Below are 233 nucleotides of genomic sequence, written 5' to 3' on the forward strand. Positions count from 1 at the left end.
GCAAGATTAAAACTCAAAGGAATTGACGGGGACCCGCACAAGCGGTGGATGATGTGGATTAATTCGATGCAACGCGAAAAACCTTACCTACCCTTGACATGGCTGGAATCCCCGAGAGATTGGGGAGTGCTCGAAAGAGAACCAGTACACAGGTGCTGCATGGCTGTCGTCAGCTCGTGTCGTGAGATGTTGGGTTAAGTCCCGCAACGAGCGCAACCCTTGTCATTAGTTGC

Annotated in this window: 1 rRNA gene; it reads left to right on the forward strand. The window is 51.5% G+C overall.

Going from position 1 to position 233, the window contains the following annotated elements:
* Positions 1-233 (forward strand): 16S ribosomal RNA (locus KO539_RS29955); the annotation flags it as partial.

Origin of the sequence: Janthinobacterium sp. NKUCC06_STL, from assembly GCF_019345455.1 — a bacterium.
Taxonomy (GTDB): Bacteria; Pseudomonadota; Gammaproteobacteria; order Burkholderiales; family Burkholderiaceae_D; genus Janthinobacterium; species Janthinobacterium rivuli.